Source organism: Flavobacterium limnophilum, from assembly GCF_027111315.2.
GTDB lineage: Bacteria > Bacteroidota > Bacteroidia > Flavobacteriales > Flavobacteriaceae > Flavobacterium > Flavobacterium limnophilum.
The window spans coordinates 2,656,730-2,674,586 of sequence record NZ_CP114289.2 but is presented as its reverse complement, the minus strand read 5'-3'; the positions used below and the strand labels follow the sequence as shown (position 1 = coordinate 2,674,586).

The 17,857-nt window shown below is 37.9% G+C and carries 20 protein-coding genes; 6 read left to right on the top strand and 14 right to left on the bottom strand.

Annotated elements, in window-relative coordinates; translation table 11 throughout:
- Positions 1 to 8: 8 nt before the first annotated feature.
- The 6 genes from OZP13_RS11130 to rsfS form a co-directional block, all read right to left on the bottom strand.
- Positions 9 to 278 (bottom strand): acyl-CoA-binding protein, encoded by a 270-nt coding sequence (locus OZP13_RS11130; protein WP_281297182.1) that lies wholly within the window; start codon positions 276 to 278, stop codon positions 9 to 11.
- Positions 278 to 931: a phosphatidylserine decarboxylase family protein gene (locus OZP13_RS11125; RefSeq protein ID WP_269240219.1), complete on the bottom strand. Its 654-nt coding sequence runs from the start codon at positions 929 to 931 to the stop codon at positions 278 to 280. Before OZP13_RS11125 ends, OZP13_RS11130 begins: the two co-directional genes overlap by 1 nt.
- A complete protein-coding gene (locus OZP13_RS11120) occupies positions 921 to 1,811 on the bottom strand; it encodes a phosphatidate cytidylyltransferase (protein ID WP_269240218.1) in 891 nt (296 codons plus the stop codon). Before OZP13_RS11120 ends, OZP13_RS11125 begins: the two co-directional genes overlap by 11 nt.
- Before the next feature lies 1 nt (position 1,812).
- A complete protein-coding gene (locus OZP13_RS11115; protein ID WP_269240217.1) occupies positions 1,813 to 2,415 on the bottom strand; it encodes an LUD domain-containing protein in 603 nt (200 codons plus the stop codon).
- A 111-nt stretch (positions 2,416 to 2,526) separates the two neighbouring features.
- Positions 2,527 to 4,452, bottom strand: a complete 1,926-nt coding sequence (gene ftsH / locus OZP13_RS11110; RefSeq protein WP_281297181.1) for an ATP-dependent zinc metalloprotease FtsH — start codon at positions 4,450 to 4,452, stop codon at positions 2,527 to 2,529.
- A gap of 14 nt (positions 4,453 to 4,466) precedes the next feature.
- A complete protein-coding gene (gene rsfS, locus OZP13_RS11105) occupies positions 4,467 to 4,838 on the bottom strand; it encodes a ribosome silencing factor (RefSeq protein WP_281297180.1) in 372 nt (123 codons plus the stop codon).
- A 97-nt stretch (positions 4,839 to 4,935) separates the two neighbouring features.
- On the opposite strand from rsfS, the gene OZP13_RS11100 reads away from it, so the two are divergent.
- Positions 4,936 to 5,664, top strand: a complete 729-nt coding sequence (locus tag OZP13_RS11100) for a biotin--[acetyl-CoA-carboxylase] ligase (protein ID WP_269240215.1) — start codon at positions 4,936 to 4,938, stop codon at positions 5,662 to 5,664.
- 76 nt (positions 5,665 to 5,740) lie between these two features.
- On the opposite strand, the gene OZP13_RS11095 is transcribed toward OZP13_RS11100, so the two are convergent.
- Positions 5,741 to 6,133 carry an SRPBCC family protein gene (locus OZP13_RS11095; RefSeq protein WP_281297179.1) on the bottom strand — a complete coding sequence of 131 codons (393 nt, stop codon included), beginning with the start codon at positions 6,131 to 6,133 and terminating at the stop codon, positions 5,741 to 5,743.
- A 64-nt stretch (positions 6,134 to 6,197) separates the two neighbouring features.
- Positions 6,198 to 6,845, bottom strand: coding sequence for an orotate phosphoribosyltransferase (gene pyrE / locus OZP13_RS11090; RefSeq protein WP_269240212.1), 648 nt, complete (start codon positions 6,843 to 6,845; stop codon positions 6,198 to 6,200).
- A 7-nt stretch (positions 6,846 to 6,852) separates the two neighbouring features.
- Here pyrE and OZP13_RS11085 point away from each other — a divergent pair, with 7 nt between their 5' ends.
- From OZP13_RS11085 to OZP13_RS11075, 3 genes are all read left to right on the top strand, one after another.
- Positions 6,853 to 7,458, top strand: a complete 606-nt coding sequence (locus OZP13_RS11085) for an NUDIX hydrolase (protein ID WP_269240211.1) — start codon at positions 6,853 to 6,855, stop codon at positions 7,456 to 7,458.
- Positions 7,459 to 7,543: 85 nt separating this feature from the next.
- Entirely contained in the window at positions 7,544 to 8,890 is a 1,347-nt protein-coding gene (locus OZP13_RS11080; protein ID WP_281297178.1) for a DEAD/DEAH box helicase, read from the top strand.
- 111 nt (positions 8,891 to 9,001) lie between these two features.
- The gene (locus tag OZP13_RS11075) at positions 9,002 to 10,198 is read left to right on the top strand and encodes an IS256 family transposase (protein WP_269239997.1); all 1,197 of its coding nucleotides are present in this window, start codon (positions 9,002 to 9,004) and stop codon (positions 10,196 to 10,198) included.
- A gap of 163 nt (positions 10,199 to 10,361) precedes the next feature.
- Here the strand turns inward: OZP13_RS11075 and OZP13_RS11070 are convergent, their stop codons facing one another.
- From OZP13_RS11070 to OZP13_RS11055, 4 genes are read right to left on the bottom strand one after another with little or no spacing between them, the layout of a single operon-like run.
- Positions 10,362 to 10,928, bottom strand: coding sequence for a PhnA domain-containing protein (locus tag OZP13_RS11070; protein WP_269240210.1), 567 nt, complete (start codon positions 10,926 to 10,928; stop codon positions 10,362 to 10,364).
- Between the two features lie 60 nt (positions 10,929 to 10,988).
- Positions 10,989 to 11,447: a pantetheine-phosphate adenylyltransferase gene (gene coaD / locus OZP13_RS11065; RefSeq protein WP_269240209.1), complete on the bottom strand. Its 459-nt coding sequence runs from the start codon at positions 11,445 to 11,447 to the stop codon at positions 10,989 to 10,991.
- A gap of 7 nt (positions 11,448 to 11,454) precedes the next feature.
- A complete protein-coding gene (locus tag OZP13_RS11060) occupies positions 11,455 to 12,027 on the bottom strand; it encodes a TMEM175 family protein (protein ID WP_281297177.1) in 573 nt (190 codons plus the stop codon).
- A gap of 11 nt (positions 12,028 to 12,038) precedes the next feature.
- Complete coding sequence (locus tag OZP13_RS11055; RefSeq protein ID WP_281297176.1) at positions 12,039 to 13,010, bottom strand: D-alanine--D-alanine ligase; 972 nt, start codon at positions 13,008 to 13,010, stop codon at positions 12,039 to 12,041.
- 119 nt (positions 13,011 to 13,129) lie between these two features.
- Between OZP13_RS11055 and OZP13_RS11050 the strand changes: the two genes are divergently transcribed.
- Both OZP13_RS11050 and OZP13_RS11045 read left to right on the top strand, forming a co-directional pair.
- Entirely contained in the window at positions 13,130 to 13,732 is a 603-nt protein-coding gene (locus tag OZP13_RS11050) for a PASTA domain-containing protein (RefSeq protein ID WP_281297175.1), read from the top strand.
- Complete coding sequence (locus tag OZP13_RS11045) at positions 13,729 to 14,769, top strand: RluA family pseudouridine synthase (protein ID WP_281297174.1); 1,041 nt, start codon at positions 13,729 to 13,731, stop codon at positions 14,767 to 14,769. The genes OZP13_RS11050 and OZP13_RS11045 overlap by 4 nt, the downstream gene beginning before the upstream one ends.
- A gap of 455 nt (positions 14,770 to 15,224) precedes the next feature.
- On the opposite strand, the gene mnmL is transcribed toward OZP13_RS11045, so the two are convergent.
- Together mnmL and OZP13_RS11035 are read right to left on the bottom strand one after the other, a co-directional pair.
- Positions 15,225 to 16,187, bottom strand: coding sequence for a tRNA modification radical SAM protein MnmL/YtqA (gene mnmL, locus OZP13_RS11040; RefSeq protein WP_281297173.1), 963 nt, complete (start codon positions 16,185 to 16,187; stop codon positions 15,225 to 15,227).
- A 200-nt stretch (positions 16,188 to 16,387) separates the two neighbouring features.
- Positions 16,388 to 17,632 carry an ATP-binding cassette domain-containing protein gene (locus OZP13_RS11035; RefSeq protein ID WP_281297172.1) on the bottom strand — a complete coding sequence of 415 codons (1,245 nt, stop codon included), beginning with the start codon at positions 17,630 to 17,632 and terminating at the stop codon, positions 16,388 to 16,390.
- Positions 17,633 to 17,857: the final 225 nt, after the last annotated feature.

The window sequence follows — 17,857 nt, the reverse complement described above, 5'->3', positions numbered from 1 at the left end:
GGCTACAATTATTTTTTTATTAAGGAATTGATGATTTCTATGTATTGTTCTTTAGCTTCTTCAATGGTTAAATGACTGATTTGAATCCAAGCATTGGTTTTGAAAGCATTTCTCAAATCAAAATTTTCTGAAAGATTGTAATTCAACGTGCCAAAGGTGGCCTGTTTGTAAAAGGCATATAGTCGTAGCTGGACATCTTGCGGCAAGGATGCCTGTGTCATCTGTGAAGCTATTTCCACGGCTTCTTGAAATCGTGTGTCTAAATCTTTTTTTGTCATCAAGATTTTGTTGCAATGATGGTTTTTCCACCAACTGCTTTTTGGTTAAGTACAACATTAATAGGTGTTCCAAGAGGTAAAAACACGTCAACCCTTGAGCCAAATTTTATAAAACCAGCATCTTCACATTGAACAACTTGCGTTCCTTCTTTTGCATAATTGACAATTCTTCTTGCCAAAGCTCCCGCGATTTGACGGTAAAGTACCTCGCCAAAAGTTTTGTTTTCGATAACAATGGTTGTTCTTTCGTTTTCCTCACTTGCTTTTGGATGCCATGCCACCAAGAATTTTCCCGGATGGTACTTGCTGAATTTTACAATCCCGCTAAGAGGATAACGAGTTACGTGGACATTTATTGGCGACATAAAAATAGAAACTTGAATGCGTTTTTCCTTGAAATATTCGCCTTCATACACTTCTTCAATCACGACCACTTTTCCATCTACAGGAGACAAAATTTGATTCTCGTTGAGGATATAGTTGCGTTTGGGATTTCTGAAAAACTGTAAAATGATAATCAATATCACGAAAGCGGCTATTTGGACTGCTTTTTGAATCCAATTGGGATCCATAAATTTATCGGTTAATAAAAGTACGACAGCAGTAAAAACAGTGCCTAGTAAAATAGATGGGGCTCCTTCTTTATGAAACATAGTTTAGAATTTGGTAAAATAAAAATATTATTGGTGCTACAAATATAACACTATCTAGTCGATCTAGGATGCCTCCATGGCCAGGCATTATGGCTCCACTGTCTTTTACGCCGGCAATACGCTTGAATTTTGACTCTATTAAATCTCCTATAGTGCCTGCAACTCCAACAATAATGGCGATTGAAGTCCAAATCAAGATTGATTTTTCGCTAAATTCAGGTTTGGCCTTGATGTAGTATTTGGATATTAAATAACCCGCCAAAACGGCAAAAACGATTCCGCCAAAGAACCCTTCTATTGTTTTTTTGGGAGATATTTTTTCGAATAATTTGTTTTTGCCTATAGATTTCCCCACTACATAAGCAAAGGTGTCGTTTGTCCAAATCAAGATGAATAATCCAATTATGATTTTAGGATTGTAATCATTTATTCCGAATGAAATTTTGGTGATAAATATAAATGGCAGAATAATATACCCCAATAAATACAAATATTTTGACGATGTGCTTGTTTTTTGAATGTTGTCATAAAACAAGAAAAGGATGCATTTTATGGAAACAACCAATGTAATGACCAATAAAACAATGTCTAATTGTTGAATGTTTATGGCTATTTCTACGTCAGTGTTGAACACCTTATTGATGGTGTCGGTCGTGATTTTATTGTAATGGCTTACTAATGTTACTGTAGTATATAAGATAGTCCCAAACAGGATTGGAAATGTTTTATTTACTTGTATTAAATTGCAAAATTCATAAATTGCAATTGTAAGAAATATTCCAAATAAAATAAAAAAACTTTCGGTAGAAAACAGTATTGAAGCCAGTAATAAAATTACATAAACAGCCCCCGATAATGATCTCTTGAGTGTTTCATTCATATTATAGGTCTTCTAAAAGCAATAAATATAGATTTTTTGCAGTGCTTCCATATTGGGTAAAATCTTCCTCTGCCGCTTTTTCAAAATATTTTATGGTAGTAATATTTGTTGGATAATCTTTTATGTATTTCTTTTTTATAACACTAAGTCCATCACTTTTAGTTCCAATAATTTGGCTAGTGGTGGCAATAATGATTATGTTTACAGGCAATTCGTTTGGCTTTCTTTGCTTGATTTGTTTGGACGAAAACAAGATCGAACCTTCGTCGGCAATCAGGTTTTCGCAACCTGCCAAAAGGAATGTTGGATTTGTGGGTTTGTCAAAAGCAATTTTGTTTTCTTCAAGTAAACTAAAAAGTCCTGGTTCATAGCATAATGCTTCACTTTCAAACCAATCGTTTTCTTCGAGAATATGTTCTAAGTGATCTTTTACTTCAGTTTCGTTTTCACAATATAGAAATTTACCGCCATTTTTTTTGAAATTATAGACAAATTGCTCTTCTAAAGGTGCATCGTTTTCTGGTGAGAATTTGTTGTACTCATTATCTTTATCTTCCTCTGAAGCCGGGTTATGGGAACCAAAAAATTTTCTAAAAAGACTCATGTTTTTCTATGCTGCTTAAAATATTATTTTAATAACGTCCAAAGATAAAAAAATCTTAATTCAAAAGTGGATTTTGAATTAAGATTTTAAAATAATATGTGATTTTGCCTATTAAGAGACTACTTCTTCAAGGTTTGCGTCAAAAGTTCTTTTCCCAAATATGGTTTCCAAGTCGTCTTTGAAGATTACTTCTTTTTCTATCAGGATATCGGCCAGTTGATTTAATTTGTCTTTGTTTTCTTCCAATATTTTGATGGCTCTTTCGTATTGGCTTTCGATCAACAATGAAATTTCGGCATCAATTACTTTTGCGGTTTCATCGGAATACGGTTTAGAAAAACTGTATTCGCTTTGTCCACTTGAATCATAATAAGTAACATTCCCGATTTTATCGTTTAAACCGTAAATGGTCACCATGGCACGAGCTTGACGAGTCACTTTTTCCAAATCGCTAAGTGCTCCAGTCGAAATTCGGTCGAAAGTTACTTTCTCTGCCGCTCTTCCCCCCATGGTGGCACACATTTCGTCCAGCATTTGGTCGGTTCTCACGATTTGTCTTTCTTCCGGAAGATACCAAGCGGCTCCCAAACTTTGTCCACGAGGAACAATCGTTACCTTAATAAGTGGAGCGGCGTGTTCCAACATCCAGCTTACGGTGGCGTGACCGGCTTCATGTATGGCGATGGCTTTCTTTTCTTCGGGAGTGATGATTTTGTTTTTCTTTTCCAAACCGCCAATTATTCTATCGACAGCATCCAAGAAATCTTGTTTGTCCACGGCAGTTTTGTTGTTTCTGGCAGCTATCAAGGCCGCTTCGTTACACACATTGGCAATGTCTGCTCCCGAGAAACCAGGGGTTTGTTTGGCAAGGAAATCTAAATCTAGACCTTCCACTTTTTTCAATGGAGCAAGGTGAACTTGGAATATTTCGGCGCGTTCGCGAATGTCCGGCAAGTCCACGAAAATTTGTCTGTCAAAACGGCCTGCACGCATCAAGGCTTTGTCCAAAACATCGGCTCTGTTGGTGGCTGCCAAAACGATTACATTCGAATTGGTTCCAAAACCATCCATTTCTGTCAACAATTGGTTCAAGGTGTTTTCGCGTTCATCGTTTCCGCCTGACATATTGTTTTTTCCTCTGGCTCTACCCACGGCATCAATTTCGTCAATGAAAATAATTGCAGGAGATTTTTCTTTGGCTTGTTTGAACAAATCACGTACACGTGACGCACCAACACCAACAAACATTTCCACAAAGTCAGAACCTGACAGGGAGAAGAAGGGGACTTGGGCTTCGCCGGCAACGGCTTTTGCCAATAATGTTTTACCTGTTCCCGGAGGCCCAACGAGCAAAGCTCCTTTGGGGATTTTTCCACCGAGGTTGGTATATTTTTCAGGGTTTTTCAAGAATTCCACGATTTCCTGGATTTCTTCTTTGGCACCTTCTAGACCTGCAACATCCTTGAATGAAGTTTTGATGTCGTTTTTTTCGTCAAATAGCTTGGCTTTTGATTTTCCAATATTGAAAATTTGTCCGCCGCCGCCACCGCCGCCGCCAGACATTCTTCGCATGATGAATATCCAAACGCCAATTATAATGATGATTGGTAAAAGACTGATGAAGATATCGGTCCAATTGCTAGCGTCTTTAAAATCATAATCTTTTAATTTTTTATCCGCTTTTGCTTTGTCTAATTTTTCTTGAAAAGATTTAAGATCTCCAAATTTTGTAATATAATGTGGCCCTTTATTGGGTCTGTCTAAAACATCTTTAGCTACTTTTTTATTTGCAGGGTCTTTCAAAGCGGTCGCATTCAAATAAATTTCTGCATCTGTTTTATTAAAAATAATTACATTTTCAATTTGTCCCTTTGCCAATAGAGCATCTATGTCAGATGATTTAAGTTGAGATGGTTCTTGAAAATTGGATCCTCCGGTTATGTAACTTATGAACAAGAAAATTAATAGTATTGCGGTATAAACTAACCAAGGACTTACTTTAAATTTATTCGAATTTGGATTGTTATCTTTAGCCATTACAGTATTTTTCTTTAGTATTTATTTTCGATTGTGGTAATTTTGGCATCACCCCAAAGACTTTCGATGTTGTAATATTCGCGAATGTGCTTTTGGAAAACGTGTACCACGATGTTTACATAGTCCATAAGAACCCATTCTGCATTATCGGTTCCTTCAACATGCCAAGGCTTGTCTTTTAATTCTTTTGAAACTGTTTTTTGGATGGAGTTAACGATGGCGTTAACCTGTGTGTTTGAATTTCCGTTGCAAACGATAAAATAGTCGCAAACAGCGGTGTCTATTTCTCTTAAATCCAGAATGTCGATATCATTTCCTTTTACTTCTTCAATTCCCTTGATGATGTTTGCTAGTAGAACATCATTATTTATAGTTTTTTTAGCCATGAATTATTTTTAATATAAGTTTGTAAAGTTACCATTTTTTGTGATTATTTTTGAACCTTAACATAATATTAAATTTCTGTTTCACAAATAATTTCTCATGAAGCTAATCAAACTCGATGCCATAGATTCGACAAATGAATTCCTGAAAGGATTATCGAGTAACCAAACCATTGAAAACTTTACCGTTGTTACTGCCGAAAGCCAAACCAAAGGCAAAGGGCAAATGGGTGCCAAATGGGTTTCGGAGTCTGGTAAAAACCTAATAATGAGTGTCTTGGTGAAGGGTTTTTTGTTGGGCAACAATCAGCTATTCGATATTAATATTGCGACTGCCGTTTCCGTAATTCAGGCGTTGGAAACCTTTAATATTCCAGAATTAAGCATCAAATGGCCAAACGACATTATGTCATACAATAAAAAAATAGGCGGAATCTTGATTGAAAACAGCTTAAAAAGCAATGGAACCATTACTTCCATTGTGGGCTTGGGTTTGAATGTCAATCAAACTAATTTTGAGCATTTGCCCAAGGCATCTTCCTTGGCGGCAATTTGCAGCATTGCATTTGACAAAGAAGAACTGCTTTTCAAGATTGTCGAAAAACTGGAAGAAAATATCCAGTTTTGGCATCAAAACAAGCAAGCATTATGGGAAGATTTTACCAATAAACTTTTCAAAAAAGGAATTCCAATGCCATTTGCAAATGCAAACCAACAAAATTTTATGGGAATAATTCAAGGCGTGAACCTTATTGGAAAACTCCAAATTCTGTTGGAAGACGATTCGGTTTCCGAGTTTGATATTAAGGAAGTCCAGATGCTGTATTAAGAATGGAAACTATCCTAAACAAAGAAACCTTTCAGTTGTCCTGAAAGGTTTCTTTGTTTTTATATAAAAAGGGTTTTTATAATTTATTCATGTTCAAGGCCAATGTTTCGATAAATTTTCCAATCGGGCCTTTTATCATCATTCCCATCATGGCATTGAATTCGCCTTGAAAAAGCAATTGCACGTTGGAAGAGTTTTCTGAAACCGAATTGATGTCTGCTTCCAAAGTGAAAGGCAGTTTGTCGCTTGCAGCACCTAAAAGCACTTTTTTGGGAGCTACTTTTTCTTTCATTTTAAGTTGAATTTCAGGCATCCCTTTGAGGCCAAAAATAAAAGAATCTTCTCCAATAACTTCAAATTTCGCAATGTTTTCAGGCATCAGTTTTTCGAAATTTTGTACATCACTCAATAAATCAAATAATTCTTGTGCTGATTTTTCTACGGTAACTCTAGGGCTTTCTAAGTTCATTTTTATAATTTTATTTTAATCCCGAAGATGTTCGAGACGATAGTCAGCATTTTTAAACTATTTTTTATATTTCTACATTCCAAGTTGATGGTTTTGAACTCCAATCTCTCAGGGTTGCTTCTTCCTCTTCGGTAATGTATTTTTTGGCAACAGCCAAGTTCAATAAATTTTGATAATTACTCAAGGTAAACAAGTCAACATTGGCATTTTTAAAGTTTTCTGTGGCAACGTCAAAGCCATAAGTGAATATGGCAGCCATCCCTTTGATGTTGGCTCCAGCGGCGCGTAAAGCTTCCACGGCAAGCAAACTACTGTTTCCCGTGCTGATTAAATCTTCCACAATTACCACATTTTGTCCTTTTTGCAAAAAACCTTCCACCTGGTTTTGACGCCCGTGTTTTTTAGGTTCCGGTCTTACGTAAACAAACGGCAAGCCCATGCTTTCGGCTACCAAAATCCCAATTCCGATGGCGCCAGTGGCCACGCCGGCAATAACATCCGGCTTTCCAAATTGTTTTTCGATGTGTTTGGAAAATTCATCCCGAACATAATTTCTTATGAGCGGAAACGACAGTATTAGTCGGTTATCACAATAAATAGGTGATTGCCATCCCGAAGCCCATGTAAAAGGATTTCTTGGATTCAATTTAATTGCATTTATTTGCAAAAGCAATTCGGCAGTTTTCTCGGCAGTATCTTTATTAAATATCATAGTACAAATGTATAAAGTTTTTGTGAACGACAAACCACTTTTTTTGACAAATGAAATCTCCAAAGAGACGAATTTTCAGTTATTTTTATTGGAAAGTGTAGATATAGAACAACTTATAGTTAAAATTTTTCAAAATAAAATTCAGAAAGCCTATCTTTATCATCCTGATGAAAAGGAAATCATGAAAACTTTGAAATCCAAAATTCCTGTTTCCAAAGCGGGAGGTGGATTGGTTTACAACAAAAAAGGAGAGGTTTTATTTATTTTCAGGGGCGGAAAATGGGATTTACCCAAAGGCGGAACCGAAAAAGGGGAAGATATTGAAGACACCGCAATGCGCGAAGTGGAAGAAGAAACCGGTGTCAATAAATTGAGAATTACCAAAAAACTGCAAAAAACCTACCATGTTTTTAAACGAAATGGTGTTTATAAGCTAAAAATTACCCAATGGTTTGAAATGTATTCCGATTTTGATGGCGTTCCCGTTGGACAAATTGATGAGGGAATAGAAAAAGCCGTTTGGCTCAGTCCGAAAGAAATGCCTGATGTTTTGAAAAAATCATACGAAAACATAAAATTATTGTTCGAAGAAGAGAATATTAGTTTGAAGTAACCAGTTATAAGTTGCAGTCAATTTTTTTATCACGTGACTGCAAACTGCCACTGAGGACTGCCAACTTTTTTCCTACCTTTGCCAAATGAATAAAAAACACCATTCCAACAATATCCTTCTCAATTTAGGTATCGAAAACCTGAACGAAATGCAGGTTGCTGCCCAAGAAACCATTCTGGGCGACAACAATGTTTTACTGCTTTCGCCAACAGGTTCCGGAAAAACATTGGCTTTCTTGTTGCCTATTTTCGAAATGTTGAAACCCGAAATACTTTCCGTTCAATGTTTGATTCTGGTTCCATCACGTGAATTAGGTCTCCAAATCGAACAAGTTTGGAAAAAAATGGGAACCGATTACAAAGTGAATGTTTGCTACGGCGGACATTCCATCGAAACCGAAATCAAGAATTTAAGTAATCCGCCAGCGGTTTTAATTGGAACTCCGGGACGAATCGCCGATCATATCGATAGAGGTACATTTCGTTTGGACAAAATTGAAACCTTGATTCTGGACGAATTCGACAAATCCCTGCAGTTGGGTTTTCACGAGCAAATGTCCTTCATCATTGGAAAACTTTCCAAGCTGAACAAACGTGTTTTGGTTTCGGCCACTTCCGATATCGAAATTCCAAAGTATACTAGAGTGGTCAATCCCACGATTTTGGACTTTATTCCAAATGAAGAAGAGGAAAGCAATTTGGCCACAAAAATGGTGATTTCGAAAGAAAAAGACAAAATGGGAAGTTTGTTCAACCTGATTTGTTCGTTGAAATCGCAATCGGCTATCGTGTTTTGCAATCACAGAGACGCTGCGGAACGCATTAGCGATACTTTAAACGAAAAAGGAATTTACGCCACCTATTATCACGGCGGAATGGATCAGGATGAAAGAGAACGCGCCTTAATCCAGTTCAGAAACGGAAGCGTAAGCTACTTAATCACGACCGATTTGGCCGCTCGTGGATTGGATATTCCAGAAATGAAACACGTTATTCATTACCATTTGCCTTTGAAAGAAGACGAATTCACGCATCGAAACGGTAGAACGGCTCGTATGCAGGCTTCGGGAACGGCTTATCTTATCGTAAACGAAAGCGAGAAAAAACTAGATTATGTCGATTATGGTATGGAAGTCCTGAAAGTGGAAAACTCAACTACTTTGCCAAAACCACCAGAATTCCAAACCATCTACATTAGCGGCGGAAAGAAAAATAAATTGAACAAAATTGATGTCGTTGGTTTCTTTTCCCAAAAAGGAAAACTGGAGAAAGGCGATTTGGGACTAATCGAAGTGAAGGATTTTATTTCCTTTGCTGCCGTAAAATTCAATAAAGTAAAAGACTTGCTTCACAACATCAAGGACGAAAAAATGAAAGGCAAGAAATTTAAAATTGAAGTTGCCAGAAAGGTTATCAAGAAAGAAGAGGAGTAGATTTCAGATTAAGAAGGGTAGTATCCTATAAAGTGTGTAAGTAAAAAAAGTATTAGGGTTTGTGCAAACCCTAATACTTTTTTTACTTAATTTTAATATTTTACACATTTTATGAAAAAGGAAGATTTATTATCCGATGAATTTTTGAAGCAATTCAAAACAGGCGAAGACCTTTATGGCTTCTTAGCCCAACTACAAAAGCGAGGAATAGAGAAAATGCTCGAAGGCGAATTAGACGCCCATTTAGGCTATGATAAGCACGAGAAAACTACAAAATCCAATGCTCGTAATGGTTTTTCTAACAAGAAAATAAAAACCTCATTTGGCGAATCTCAGATTCAAGTTCCCAGAGATCGAGAAGCCTCATTTAACCCTTTAATTGTGCCCAAAAGGCAAAATATGCTCGATGGTTTAGAGAACGTAATAATCTCTCTCTATGCCAAAGGAATGAGCAATAGCGACATCGAAGAACAAATAAGAGAAGTTTATAATTTTGAGGTTTCCACTAGTACTATTTCTAGGATAACCGACACGGTTTCGAGTGATATTATTGCTTGGCAAAACCGACCTTTAGAGGCTGTTTATCTGATAGTCTGGATGGACGGAATTGTTTTTAAAGTTAGAGAAAACTCAAAAATAGTCAATAAAACCATCTATTTAGCCGTTGGACTTAATAGAGAAGGTAAAAAAGAAGTCCTTGGAATGTGGCTAGGAAAGAATGAAAGTGCTAGTTTCTGGCTTGGCGTTTTAACAGATTTAAAAGCTAGAGGAGTTGAAGATATACTAATTACTGCTACTGACAATCTAAATGGTTTTACGCAAACTATCAAAAATGTATTCCCGGAATCACAAACCCAAATCTGTGTAGTACATCAAATTAGAAACTCAGCTCGTTATGTGGTTTGGAAAGATAAAAAGGAATTTTCGGCAGATATGAAGCTTATTTACAATGCTCCAACTAAAGAAGCTGCTAAAGCATCTCTGGGAGATTTTTCTAAAAAATGGAATAATAAATATCCTTATGCGATTAAATCCTGGGAAGAAAATTGGGAGGAACTTACCGTATTCTTTGACTTTCCAGTAGAAATCAGAAAGATAATTTACACCACAAATTTAATCGAAAACCTCAATGGTAAAATCAGAAAATACACTAAAAACAAATTATCATTCCCAACGGATGAAGCTGTTTTAAAATCTGTATATTTGGCTTTGAGAGAGGCAACCAAAAAATGGTCGATGCCAATCCAAAACTGGGGATTAATCCTCAACCAGTTCTTGACTATATTTGAAAAAAGGGTTCAACTTTAATTAAAAAATCAAACCCCTATATTTTTAAACTTACACACTTTTTGGGATAGTGTCTTAAGAAGGTTAAGCATTCCTATAAAAAACGAAAACGTCTTGATTTATCAAGACGTTTTCGTTTTTTTTTGGTACTTCAAACTTCCCACTTCAAACTTCCCACTTCAAATTATATTTTCTTCACGTATTGCGTAATAATTACAATAGTTTGACCGTCAACACGACCTTCAATATATTCGGCGTTTTCGTGGTCTAATCTGATATTACGAACGGCAGTTCCTTGTTTGGCAACCATGCTCGAACCTTTTACTTTCAAATCTTTGATTAAAACTACTGAATCTCCAGTGGCAAGAATCACTCCGTTGCTATCACGGTGAATTACTTTGTTTTCGTCTTCTTCGCCTTCGCCAGAGGCTTGAGCCCAAGCCAAATCATCTTCATCCAAATACATTTGTTCCAATAATTCTTGGTTACCTAAACGGCTCAACATTCTCCAAGAAACAACTTGAACGGGAAGATGTTCGCTCCACATACTGTCATTCAGGCATCTCCAAAGATTTACATCCATAGTTTCAGGATTTTCGATTTGGTCGATAAGGGTTTTGCTTGCCAAAATACTTTCGTCAATTCCGCCTTTTCGGGTTGGAAGAATTTGATATACTTTTAAATCTTCGGTAACGCCGGAAAGTTCACATTTTCCACCGCTGCGTTTGATTAATTCTCTTTCTATGCTCATTTTTTTTGTTTTGTTAATTTTTTTTGGCGAAAGTACTCTATAAATGGAGTTTTTCAAATTTTATTTTTTAACTCGAACTGCATCAGGAACCAATAGTTCATATTGGCCTTTGTGTCGAATCACGTCTCTCACGATACTGGAACTGATAAAGGATGTTTTTGCGGCGGTCAACAAAAACACGGTTTCAATTTTGGACATTCTTCTGTTGGCGTGGGCAATGGCTTTTTCGAACTCGAAATCGGCTGGATTTCTTAGTCCACGAAGGATGAAATTGGCACCTATTTTTTTGCATAAATCAATGGTCAAACCTTCATAGGTGATGACGGAAATCTTCGGTTCGTGTTTGAAAGTTTCCTCGATGAAGCGTTTTCTTTCTTCCAGCGAAAACATGTATTTCTTCTCGGCGTTGATGCCAATGGCAATTACAATCTCGTCAAACAAGGTAATTCCTCTTCTGATGATGTCTTCGTGACCTAAAGTAATGGGGTCGAAAGATCCCGGAAAAATAGCTTTTCTCATTTTAATTTTAATTAATTTGTTTTTCAATTCGCGTATCCGGCACAATCCAGAGTATGGCAATTGCAATATAGAGCAGTCCGGAAATCCAGGGCGAAACAAAAGCCAACGGGATTGCGGAAAGATAAGTGAAATTTGATATTTTGCCTTTGAAATCCTTTTCGACTGCACGGTGCAAAACAGAATCTTTGCCTTCCAATTTTATGATTTTGTTTTGGAGTATGTTGTAGGCAATGGCGCACATCAACAAGACAAAACCATAAACGCTCATGGGTACAGCCGAAAAATGATGTTCTCCAATCCAACTCGTGGCAAACGGAATCAAGGACAACCAAAAAAGTAAAAAGAGATTGCTCCACAAAATGGAACCGTTAATTTTCTTGACCACCTGCAACATGTGATGGTGGTTGTTCCAGTAAATGCCTACGTAAACAAAGCTCAAAACATAACTCGATAAAACGGGAATCAAGGCTTTTAAAGACTCAAAACTGTCGTCTTCGGGCGCTTTTATTTCCAAGACCATAATGGTGATGATAATGGCCAATACGCCATCGCTAAAGGCTTCGAGTCTGCTTTTGTTCATGGTTTGAGTGATTAGGCCAACGCCAATTCAATAGCATTGGTAAACAAATCTTCCAATGAAATTCCAGCTGCTTTGGCTTGTTGCGGAATCAAGCTTTCGGTGGTCAATCCTGGAATGGTGTTCATTTCGAGCATGTGTGGTTCGCCGTTCACGAAGATGAATTCGCTTCTCGAAAATCCTTTCATTTTCAAGACTTCATAAGCGCGTTTGGCTGCTTCGCTCACTTTTTGGGTCATTTCTTCGGAAATTCTGGCAGGCGTGATTTCCTGTGATTTTCCTTGGTATTTGGCTTCGTAGTCGAAGAAGTCGTTTTCTGAAACAATTTCGGTTATCGGTAAAACGATGATTTCTCCTTGGTAATTGATGACACCAACGGAAACTTCGGTTCCGTCCAAGAAACTTTCGATGATGATTTCGTTGTCTTCTTTATAAGCTACTTCTATGGCGATTGGTAATTCAGCTTCGGTTTTTACTTTGGAAATTCCAAAACTGGAACCCGATTTGTTTGGTTTTACGAAACAAGGCAAGCCGACTGTTTTCACGATTTCGGCAGTGTCGATTTTGTCGCCTTTGTTCAAATAATAGGAAGTGGCGGTTTTGATGCCGTAAGGTTTCAACACCGACAATAAATCGCGTTTGTTGAACGTCAATGCGGCTTGGTAATAATCGCAAGACGATTGCGGCATTCCAATTAATTCAAAGTAGGCTTGCATCAAACCATCTTCGCCCGGTGTTCCGTGAATGGCGTTGAAAACACAATCGAAAGTTATTTTGGTTCCGTTTACGGTGGTTGAAAAATCATTTTTGTCAATTGGAAATTCAGCGTCATTGGCATCAACATAAACCCATTTTTCTTTAAAAATATGGATGCGAAATCCGTTGTATTTGGTTTTGTCAAGAAATTGATAGACAACGTTTCCGCTGATTAAGGATATTTTGTATTCGCTTGAATATCCGCCCATTATAATGGCAATGTTTTTCATTTTTTTTGTTTAATCGGTTAATCGTTTAACCGATTAACCGATTAAACGTTTTCAAAACAAAATTAGAATTTTTTTTGGAACGAAATAGCTTTATCTTTGCGACTTATAAAAATAAATTTATGAGTTTACGTAAGTATCTTACCAGTCGCGTATTTTTTGGACAAGCATTTGCCGCTCTTGTCATTCTTGCTGTTTTGAGTTATTTGTTCATGCATTGGTTGACATTCACCACCGATCACGGTCACGAAATCACGGTGCCCAATTTGGCCAAATTGACCGAGGAACAAGTGGAGGAAAAACTGGACGAGTTGGATTTGGATTACGTGCTTTTGGACAGCGTGGACTATAACAGCGATTTTCCAAAATACAGCGTGGTGGAGCAAGATCCTTTGCCGGGTGCCAAAGTAAAAGAAGGCAGAAAAATATATATCAAGATAAATGCTTCTGGTTTTTCGTCTGTGAAAATTCCTGATTTGATTGATAAAACCTATCGTGAAGCCGTTCCGACATTGAAGGCTTTGGGACTTGAAGAAGGAACGATTACCTATATCCCGAATCTTGGAAAAGACATGGTGCTGGAAATGCGTTACAAAGGAAGAAACATCAAAGCGGGCGACCGCGTTTTGAAATCCTCCAAAATTGATTTGGTGTTGGGAGACGGAAAAGAAAGTTATGTAGAAGAAGTGGATAGCTCAGCTGTACAAAAAGACTCTATCCGATGAGCGAAAATAAAGAAGAAATTGTAGATTTAGAAGACGAATTGTTTGAACATTATCGATTTGATGTTCCCAAAGGCCAAGAGTTTTTGAGGATCGACAAGTATTTGATGAACATGATTCCGAATGCAACCCGCAACAAAATCCAAAATGCGGCTACTGCCGGCGATATTTACGTGAATGATATTCCCGTAAAATCGAATTACAAAGTAAAACCTTTTGATGTGATACGCATTATGTTGTCGCATCCACCGTTTGAAAACAGGGTCGATCCCGAAAATATTCCATTGGATATTGTTTATGAAGACGATGCACTTTTGCTGGTAAACAAACCGCCCGATTTTGTGGTTCACCCTGGTCACGGAAATTATACGGGAACCTTGGTGAATGCTTTGGCTTTTCATTTCGAAAATTTACCAATGAACAGCAGCGAACGTCCTGGACTGGTTCACCGAATTGACAAGGATACTTCGGGACTTTTGGTTATTGCCAAAACCGAAGCGGCCATGACGCATCTCGCCAAGCAATTTGAAGCCAAAACGACCGAAAGAGAATACATTGCGCTGGTTTGGGGAAATGTGGTGGAAGAGGAAGGAACGATTGAAGGCAACATTGCCCGCCACGTAAAAGACCGCATGCAAATGGCGGTTTTTGCCGATCCCGAAATTGGAAAACCAGCCGTGACGCATTACAAAGTGTTGGAGCGTTTTGGTTACGTGACTTTGGTTTCCTGTATTCTGGAAACGGGGAGAACACACCAAATTCGCGTACACATGAAACACATTGGTCATCCGCTTTTCAATGACGAGCGTTATGGCGGTCATTTGATTTTGAAAGGAACCACGTTCACGAAATACAAACAATTTATAGAAAACTGTTTCAAGGCATTGCCACGTCAGGCTTTGCACGCCAAAACGCTTGGTTTTATGCATCCCACAACGGGAGAATACATGCGTTTTGACACCGAATTGCCGCAAGATTTTCAGGATTGCATCGAGAAATGGAGAGGCTATTCGAAAACGCACGCCAACGAGGAAGAGTAAAGATTGGGACCCCGATTACGTAATAAAATCGATTTTAAGACAAAATGTAAAGCCCTCTCGGAATTATCGGGAGGGCTTTTTTTGGGTTTTTGAAAAGCTCAATCATTATCATCCCAAAGAATAATTTTATTGAAGTAATATTGTAAAAAGAGAATTATTGGCGAGAAAAAAATGGGGAATATAATTAAAGGGAAATGACATCTCATTTGAGAGCTTTCCGCTTGAAAAAACGAACTTATCCAATCAAATAGTATTGAATAAACCAATGACACTATTATAGTAAAAACATAAGTTAGTCCCCTATGTGAATAATCGCCTTTAAACAGGTGAGCCATTATGTAAGGAAAACAAAAGAAAGGCAGAAAAGTTAAAATTACTGACATGGTTCAAATGTTGGATGAAGTTGTTTTTGATTTTCCTCCCAAATATACCAAAATAAACAAAGCGAAATTTTCTTACTTCTCGATTTTGTTTTCTCCATATTTCGACCCCTGCACAATTCCCCTGCGTTCGATTTCTTTCTCCATATAGGTTTGAATTTGGGTTTTTTTCAAGCCCCAGTTGGGTGCAATCAGCAAATTCCAATCGGAAATCCCAAACAAACGCTGGATAACAATATCAGGACGCAAAAGCGGAATCAATTCGCAAAGCAAATCGGTGTATTCTTCCAAAGTAAAGAGTTTGAAAGGTTCTCTCTTGTATTTGACGCCCATGATCGAGCCTTCGACGATGTGCAAATGGTGGAATTTCACGAATTTAATTTGCGGAAAACGGTTGATTTCGTGAATGTAGTTCAACATCATTTCGCGAGTTTCCCAAGGGAATCCAAAAACGGTGTGCACGCATAAATCGAGTGGGCTGTCTTTCAATAATTCCACTGCGGCTACAAACTCGGCGTGGCTACAACCCCGGTTGATTTGCTCCAGGGTTTCGTCATAAATGGATTCCATTCCCATTTCCAAATCGACGTCAAATCTATCGCAATAACTTTCTAGCAAAGCCACTTTTTCGGCATCGATGCAATCTGGTCGTGTGCCAACGGAAAAACCGACCACATCTTCGGTGTTGATGGACAAGGCCTCGTCGTACATTGTTTTCAAAAGCGAAACCGGAGCATAAGTATTGGAATTCGGCTGAAAATAGACAATGAATTTATCGGCTTTGTAATGATTTTTGGCGCGCTCCATTCCATCTTTTAATTGGGTTGAAATGGTTGGCGATTTCCTGGAAAGTTCTGGCGTGAACGAATCGACATTGCAATAGGTGCAACCGCCAAAACCTTTGTTTCCGTCTCGGTTGGGACAGGAAAATCCGCCATCGACAATGACTTTGTAAACGCGTTGTCCGTTGTATTTTTCACGCAAATGTGCGCCGTAATTGTTGTATCCTTTGGCTTCTGGTTGTGGTGTTGTGCTCATTCGTCAAAAATACGAAATTCGATTTACTTGATGAGATTTCATTTTGCTTTATAAGGGTATTTTTGTTTAAAAATTTCAACCACAAATTAAACAAATTGTCACAAATTTTATCAATTTTAAATTCTACATAGTTTAAAAATTCGTGTAATTTAAACAGTTTGTAATTTGTGCGAATTTGTGAAATTTGTGGCTAACTTTTTTTATAGGCTAATGTCCTGCTGCTTTATTTTGCCAATCGAACCCGTTTCCATTGGAATCAATTCAAAAATTGACTTGGGTTTCAGCGCGGGTTCCATTCGATGCGAAACATAAATAATCGTCATGTTGGTCTCTTGAATCAAGAGGTTGATGAGGTCGGTAACCAAAACGGAATTGTTGTCGTCGAGACCTTCGAGAGGTTCGTCCAAAATAATCAAGGGTGGATGTTTGATGACGGCACGAACAATCAGGATGACCCTTTGTTGGCCTAAAGACAATTGTAGAAACGACTTGTTTTTTAATGCACTCATCCCTATGACTTCCAGCCATTGATTCGCGATTTGTTTTTGCAAAATGGTCGGTTGGGTGTACAATCCAATGGAATCGAAAAATCCCGAGAGAATCATTTGTTCCAAAGTGTGGTTTCTTTTGAACATCTGCGTCATCGAAGTCGAGAAAATCCCGATGTTTTTCTTGATGTCCCAAACGCTTTCGCCGCTTCCTTTTTTACGTCCAAAAAGGTACAATTCCTGTCCGTAGCCTTTCGGGTTTTCTCCAGTAATCATTGATAATATGGTGCTTTTTCCAGAACCGTTTGGTCCAACGAGTTGCCAAAATTCCCCTCGTTGAATCGTCCAGTAAATAGAATCCACAATGGGTCTTTCGTTGTAACTTACCGAAACGCCGTCCATTTTTACTAGAACGGGGTCGTTGCCTTCATACGAATGCAAGGGTTTAGGGATTTGGGTTGTATGCGTCTTTTCGGTGGGATTTGTCGAAGGATTGATGGGTTTCACGACAAAAGAATCATCGGTAATCTGCGCCTTGTTTTCAATGAAAGAAAGCAAATCTTCGGTGCGGTTCACCAATTGGATGAAGCCCAACGATTCTGATAATTGTTCCAGAGAATCGGCCAATGTTTTTCGGGAAGCCAGATCCAAATGGTCGAAAGGATTGTCCAAAATGATGTAATCCGGCTTTTGGTTCAGGCAATATTTCAGGAATTCCTTTTTTTGTTCGCCAGCCGAGAAGCTGCGCAATTTTCGATTTGAATTAGCTTTAAGAGTGTCGTATTGCTCTTCTTTTTCTATAAATTGTTGAATGGTGATGTCCGAAAAAAGAATGCCTTTCAAGTTGTTGTAAACGGCCAATTCGCCGGTGCTGTTCCCGGAAAGCAGGGTTTTAATCAGTTGATTTTTATTGACAAAATCAGATAAAAGGAGATTCCAATGGGGTTTATTGTTCATTGTGAAAGGGATGATTTTTAAGCAGAGAATTCTTTTTGTAAAACTAAAAAAATAATTGGTGCTAATTGGTGAAATTTGTGGCTACTTTTTTGCTTTTTAAGCAGCCAGTTTGTCACGCTGAAAGCGTCTCACATAATGAGAGCAACATAAATAGACGCTTCCAGCGTGATAAATAATATGGAAAGTAAAGCTATATGGATTATACAAATTATTAAAACAGGTGAA